At 38.9% G+C, this 6,124-nt stretch carries 8 protein-coding genes; 5 read left to right on the forward strand and 3 right to left on the reverse strand.

The window, feature by feature from the left end:
• From ACSHXM_RS12180 to ACSHXM_RS12190, 3 genes are read right to left on the reverse strand one after another with little or no spacing between them, the layout of a single operon-like run.
• Complete coding sequence (locus tag ACSHXM_RS12180; RefSeq protein ID WP_435689045.1) at window positions 1–810, reverse strand: hypothetical protein; 810 nt, start codon at window positions 808–810, stop codon at window positions 1–3.
• A gap of 41 nt (window positions 811–851) precedes the next feature.
• Window positions 852–1,853 carry a tripartite tricarboxylate transporter substrate binding protein gene (locus tag ACSHXM_RS12185; RefSeq protein WP_435689046.1) on the reverse strand — a complete coding sequence of 334 codons (1,002 nt, stop codon included), beginning with the start codon at window positions 1,851–1,853 and terminating at the stop codon, window positions 852–854.
• Window positions 1,854–1,883: 30 nt separating this feature from the next.
• A complete protein-coding gene (locus ACSHXM_RS12190) occupies window positions 1,884–2,987 on the reverse strand; it encodes an isocitrate/isopropylmalate dehydrogenase family protein (RefSeq protein ID WP_435689047.1) in 1,104 nt (367 codons plus the stop codon).
• Between the two features lie 110 nt (window positions 2,988–3,097).
• On the opposite strand from ACSHXM_RS12190, the gene otnK reads away from it, so the two are divergent.
• From otnK to ACSHXM_RS12215, 5 genes are all read left to right on the forward strand, one after another.
• On the forward strand, window positions 3,098–4,387 hold the full coding sequence (gene otnK / locus ACSHXM_RS12195; RefSeq protein ID WP_435689048.1) for a 3-oxo-tetronate kinase: 1,290 nt from the start codon (window positions 3,098–3,100) through the stop codon (window positions 4,385–4,387).
• Window positions 4,378–5,016: a 3-oxo-tetronate 4-phosphate decarboxylase gene (gene otnC / locus ACSHXM_RS12200; protein ID WP_435689049.1), complete on the forward strand. Its 639-nt coding sequence runs from the start codon at window positions 4,378–4,380 to the stop codon at window positions 5,014–5,016. Before otnK ends, otnC begins: the two co-directional genes overlap by 10 nt.
• A gap of 11 nt (window positions 5,017–5,027) precedes the next feature.
• On the forward strand, window positions 5,028–5,327 hold the full coding sequence (locus ACSHXM_RS12205; RefSeq protein ID WP_435689050.1) for a putative quinol monooxygenase: 300 nt from the start codon (window positions 5,028–5,030) through the stop codon (window positions 5,325–5,327).
• Window positions 5,328–5,545: 218 nt separating this feature from the next.
• On the forward strand, window positions 5,546–5,779 hold the full coding sequence (locus ACSHXM_RS12210) for a hypothetical protein (protein WP_435689051.1): 234 nt from the start codon (window positions 5,546–5,548) through the stop codon (window positions 5,777–5,779).
• 32 nt (window positions 5,780–5,811) lie between these two features.
• A partial coding sequence (locus ACSHXM_RS12215) for a response regulator (RefSeq protein ID WP_435689052.1) occupies window positions 5,812–6,124 on the forward strand: 313 nt, incomplete at its 3' end.

The following is a 6,124-nucleotide window of genomic DNA, read 5'->3' on the forward strand; positions in this document are numbered from 1 at the left end:
CTAAATCCCTAACTGTTCGTAAATCAACCAATTGAGAAAGTTGATTACATTGCCATATTCCACGGGCATGGGTACATATAATAGAAAACTGAATATCATGATTAAAATGAGAGGCACTACCAATACAGCAATTAAATTATAAATGACTTTTGTTTTATCAATTTTAACCCCTGCGATAATTTGCCATAGGGTAAGCAATATAAGTGTTAAAGCAGAACTTAGATCGCAATACAAAATGCTGGATTCTAGGTCATTTATATCCAAAATAGTCAGGCTAGGGTCTTCATTTAATGTGGTGCGTACCGTGATTAATGTGGCCATAAGTAACATATTGGCTGCAATAACCGTTTGCCTCGCCTGTTTGAGCTGCAAATAAAATATGGCAGTTAACGAGCTTAAAAATACGGTAGTGGCTAAGTAAAAATCGGTAGCAGGGATCAATACATAGACGTAAATTACTAACAGTCCAATAATCAGCCATCTGTCACGCACTTCCTGTTCGGCTCTATTTCCAAACCAATGCGAAAGGCTAAAGAAGTGCTGACTTCCCTGTTGTTTAACCGAGCTAACTAATAAAGAGATACAGCATAAAAATAAAGCACTTAGCAATATTAACGGGAACAATGCAGGGGATACATACCATTGGTTTTCAACCCCTCCGTAACTTCCAGACATGGGAAATGACAAAGTGAGTTTGAGTATGTAGGCCAATAAAACCAGCAAGACAACGACAAATTTAAAGTCATATTGCCTATAGGTTTGCTGGTTGTTTTTCTCGTTGCTCTCGGACTTCGAGGCGTTTTCGGTCATTTTATTAATCTTTTAGTTTTAGTTTTAGTTTTAATTTTTAATTAATTGGGTTTTGCGATGCCAAACTTAGCAGGCGATATTTTATTGGCACCTAAACTATCAAGTGTCCAAGTGAATATTGACTCTAATCGACTAAATTCTTGTTCCGCTTTTTCCCCTGATAAACCTGATAGTTCGTAATGGTTCAACTTAGCCCATTCTTGAACTTTGGAGGATTGAAGCGCCTTAGTAAATGCTTTGGCTAGGGTGCTTTTAACTTCATCAGGCGCTTTGCGGTTAATAGCAAAACCAATCGCTTGGCTTAAAGGTAAACGTTCGGCCAAGGTAGGGTAGGAATCAAACGCAGTGGCTATTTCTCCTACTTCTTTTAAGGTGTAACTATCTGGATGTAACATAGCTAAAGCCCGTAGTCTTTTTCCTCTTAATAAAGCCGCTTGTTCAGCCATAGAGGTAATAACAAAGTCTACTTCTTTTGTAATAGTAGCGGTTTGAGAAGGGGCTGAACCTGGGTAAGGAATGTATTTAAATTTTGCACCTGTTGCTTTTTCTAACTCAAGTAAATAAATGTGATGGATCCCACCCATACCCCCAGCAGCCGCCTTAACCGACTTACTTTTGGCAGCCTTGATCAAATCGTCAAGAGTTTTGTATGGTGAATCATAAGGAACCGAAATAACATCTGGTGAACTGCCCACAATAAACGGCGACCAAACATTAAATTTTTCTTTCCAGCCGCCATTAACACCAGCTACGACATTAGAGCTAGAAATGCCTACCAAATTGTAGCCATCTGCACGTTTTCTTAATACCGAATTCATGCCGATAGAGCCAGCTACGCCGCCAGTTTTATTGACAACATTGACACGAACACCGAGTTCTTTGGCCATTTCAGCCATTAACATACGGTTAATCGAGTCAGTACCACCTCCTGCTGACCACACGACTGTATTGGTAATAGGTCGAACAGGGTAGGCACGTTTGGCATTAGCTTGTATAGAGACAATACAAAGTACAAAACTTAACAGATAGACCACTTTTTTCATTATTATCGGTTCCCAATTTTTAAGATTAAATTACAACTTTGCTAATTCAGAAAATACTTTATCACTGATTACTTTTGTACCAGACTTTCCACCTAATTCATAAGGTAATAGTTCTTCACTGGCATAAGCATTTTCTACTGCCTTATTAATCAAAGTCGCACCTTTAATCAATTGCTCGTTGTTGTGTTGATGTCCTAACCAATTAAGCATCATTGCGCCAGATAAAAACATGGCTGTTGGATTGGCTTTTCCTTGGCCAATAATGTCAGGGGCTGTGCCGTGGCATGGTTGGAATACCGCTTTGTCAAAACCAATGTCAGCAGAAGGAGCCATACCCATGCCACCCATTAATCCCGCGCCTAAGTCAGACAATATGTCTCCAAACATGTTTTCAGTGACTAACACATCAAACTGCCAAGGTTTAGCGACTAGTTGCAATGCTGCCGCATCTACATAGATATGATCAGCTGTTATGTCGGTATGGTTTTTAGCGCGTTCATCAAATACTTGACGCATAAAGTAAAAAGAACCCAAAACATTGGCTTTATCTACACAAGTCACTTTGCCTTGGTAGCCTTGGGATTTACGTTGTTTTGCTAAATCAAAAGCAAAATCAAATACACGTTTACAACCTTGATAACTTATTTTTTGTGTGTCGTAAGCAGCCGCTGAATCGCCTTCACCTTCAATTTTAAAGGTTTCTCTGCTGGCAAATAAACCCTCTGTACTTTCTCTTATTAAGATGAAGTCTAAGTTTTTAGCTGCTTCAGACGTTAGAGGTAAGGGTAAACCTGGCATCGTTTTAACCGGGCGAACACCGGCAAAAAGATCCATTTTTTCTCGTAACTCTAACTGAGGTGCTATTTCACGGCCATCAGGATAACGAATGCTAGGCAATCCCATACAGGCTAACAAAGTTGCGTCACTATTAAAGGCATGGTTCATCGCGTCTTCAGGTAGTGAAATGCCAGTTTCTTTATAATGAGCTGCACCAGCTGCAAAGGAAGCAAAATCTAAATCGACTTGACCGACCTTAGAAGCCACTTCATTTAATAGGTCTAGGCATATTTCAGTAATTTCATGGCCAATGCCATCACCGGGTAAAACTGTGATTGTAAAATTTGTTTTTGTCATATCTCTCTAACTTTCTCTATATTTTTTATTCAATTGTAATATAATATCTTTCATTGTTGTAAATATAAAGTATAAGGTTTATTAATGCTATACATATTGTTAGGTAAAAAATGAATAACAAAGTAGTTTTAAGTCCTTGGTTGGGATGTATTGCTGATGACTATACTGGAGCCACAGATTTAGCCAGTTTTTTGGTGGCGAGTGGTTTACGCACCATTCAGTTAAATGGATTACCTGAAGAAAATGAACAGATTGATTTATCTGCCTATGATGCAATTGTAATCGCATTGAAATCCAGAACCTGTGCAGTCACTAAAGCGGTGTCCGATAGTATTCAAAGCGCAGAGTTTTTACTTCAACAAGGCTGTCAGAAGTTCTTTTTCAAATATTGCTCCACCTTTGACTCTACCCAAGAGGGTAACATTGGCCCGGTCATTGACGAATTAATGAATAAATTAGACGTTAAAAGTACGGTTGTTTGTCCGGCATTACCGGTTAATGGTAGAACAGTCTATAAAGGCGATTTGTATGTAAACGGTCAACCATTACATGAAAGCCCAATGAAAGATCACCCTTTAACGCCAATGGGAGATTCAAACCTAAAACGTTTACTTGAAACTCAAGGTAGCGGGTCGGCAAGTGTGATTAACCTTAACGTGATTGAAAAAGGCGAACAAGCGATTGTTGAAGCGCTCGAAAATGCGAGTCAAAGTGCTCAATATATTGTTTTAGATGCTTTAATTACAGAACACTTAACCCACATTTCTCATAGTGTGAAAGCGTTTAAGTTAATCACCGGGGGATCAGGGTTAGCGACTGATCTTGCACGAGAATTTGTGGATCTTGGTGGTAGTCTTGATAAAAATGATAAGCAAAGTGAACAAAATGTCTCACCTGTTTTAATTTTTAGCGGTAGCTGTTCAGCCATGACCCAAATACAAGTGTCTGAATACAAAAAAGACCACCCAGCACTTCAATTAAACCCAATTAAAATTGCAAATGGCGAACAATCGATAGAAGACATTAGTCAATGGATGTTTGATAATATTGCTCAAAGTCCTTTGATTTATGCCAGTGCTGATGCCGAAACCGTTAATTTAGTGCATAAAGAATTAGGCAAGAATGAAGCTGCACAGCTGGTTGAACATACCTTTTGTCAATTAGCTGAAATGGCTAAAGAACGTCAAGTACGTAATTTTATCGTCGCTGGCGGGGAGACCTCCGGTGCTGTAGTAAAAGCCCTCAATATTCGTGGCTTTGAAATTGGTCAAAGTATCGTGCCTAGTGTTCCAATTGTAACGACCTTAGAAGAAAGACCAGTTAGTTTAGCCTTAAAGTCAGGTAACTTTGGCCAACAAGACTTTTTCAGTAAAGCAAAAAGGAAAATGACATGTTCCTAGAAGAAAACCAGGCGAAAGAACAAATTGTCGCTTTTGCAAAATCTATTTTTGACCGAGGATTAACCTCTGGTGCCTCAGCCAATATGAGTGTACGAATTGAAGAAGGCTGGGTCATGACGCCGACCAATACCTGTTTTGGCTTTTTGAATGCTGATGAGTTATCTGTCGTGGCGTTAGATGGCACCTTATTGAAAGGTTTACCACCATCTAAAGAGTTTAGATTGCATAAAGCCATGTATGACAAAAGGCCCGATGACAGGTGTATTATTCACCTACATTCTACTTATGCGACAGCGTTATCTTGTTTACCTGCTGAAAATGCAAATAACGTAGTGCCGACGTACACGCCATATTTAACTATGCGTTTAGGGCCAATCGCTATGGTGCCGTATTTTGCCCCCGGCGATGATCATTTAGCAGAAGCTGTAGGTGAAATTGCTGCCGATCACCCTGGGATTATTATGGCTAATCATGGCCCAATTGTTTCTGCACAGACTGTAGAATCATGTGTATACGGCATGGAAGAATTAGAAGAAAGTTGTAAATTAGCGCTTTTGTTGCAGGGCTTGCCTGCCAATAAACTCACTAATGAACAAATAAGTACTTTATTAACTCGGTTTAAAAAATAAGAGACAAATTTATGTATGTAGTCACTGTTAAATTTGATGTAAAACCAAACAGATTCGATGAGTTTTTGCCGTTAATGTTAAAACAAGCGGATGATTCATTAAGTCTTGAAGAAAATTGTCTGCAGTTTGATGTAAGCCGCGCAGAAGATAAACCAACGCTTATTTATTTGTATGAAATATATCGTACAAAAGAAGACTTTTCGGCCCATTTAGCCACGCCCCATTTTTTAGGGTTTGCCACCAAAGTGGGCGATATGGTGATAGACAAACAAGTCGAGTGTTTTGAAACATTCAAAGCCGCTTTTAATTAGAACAAAAAGCATACAGCAAAGATCAACACGCTCTAATACTGATTTATTTTGGATTGGTATTATCATTTTTAAAAAGATAGAGGCTGGTTTGAGCCTCTATTTCAATTAATTCAATTTTTCTGCTCAAAAATAACCCAGTCAACCTTGTTTCGCTTTGGCTTTATGTTTGAATGATTTATGCTGGGGTCAATATTTAAATATGTTATTAAATAAAGATCATGAAGTTGCTTAAACGTAAAAGAACATCGCAAACCCAAAAGAAGCAAAAGAAACCTGTTCTTATTATGTGCCGTTGTGGTGGCAAAGCGAATAAACCCAAACCTGTCGAAAGGTGTCAAGACAGGTGGATAATTACTTGTCAGGTAGAGCGTTGTTTTGCTACCAATATTGGTCAAGGGTTAATCGACACTATTAATGGCTGGAATCGACTCAGTGCCCACTTTTATCGTTAGGGATACGATTAACTTTTATAAGAGGTTTTATTTTGATTGAATTGTTACTTGTTGATGACCACGAATTAGTCAGAACGGGCGTGAGGCGTATTCTCGAAGATATCGATGATTTTAACGTGGTTGCAGAAGCGACTAACGGCGAAGATGCAGTAAAACTTTGTCGTAAACATGCACCAGATTTAGTCTTGATGGATATGAACATGCCCGGTATGGGTGGGTTAGAAGCGACTAAACAAATATTACGTTTTTCTGAAGATACACGCGTGATTGTATTATCTGTCTACAAAGAAAACCCAATTCCCGCAAAAGTGATGCAAATGGGCGCTTCAGGATACTTAACCAAAG

Origin of the sequence: Paraglaciecola sp. (genome assembly GCF_051252315.1) — a bacterium.
Classification (GTDB): Bacteria; Pseudomonadota; Gammaproteobacteria; order Enterobacterales; family Alteromonadaceae; genus Paraglaciecola.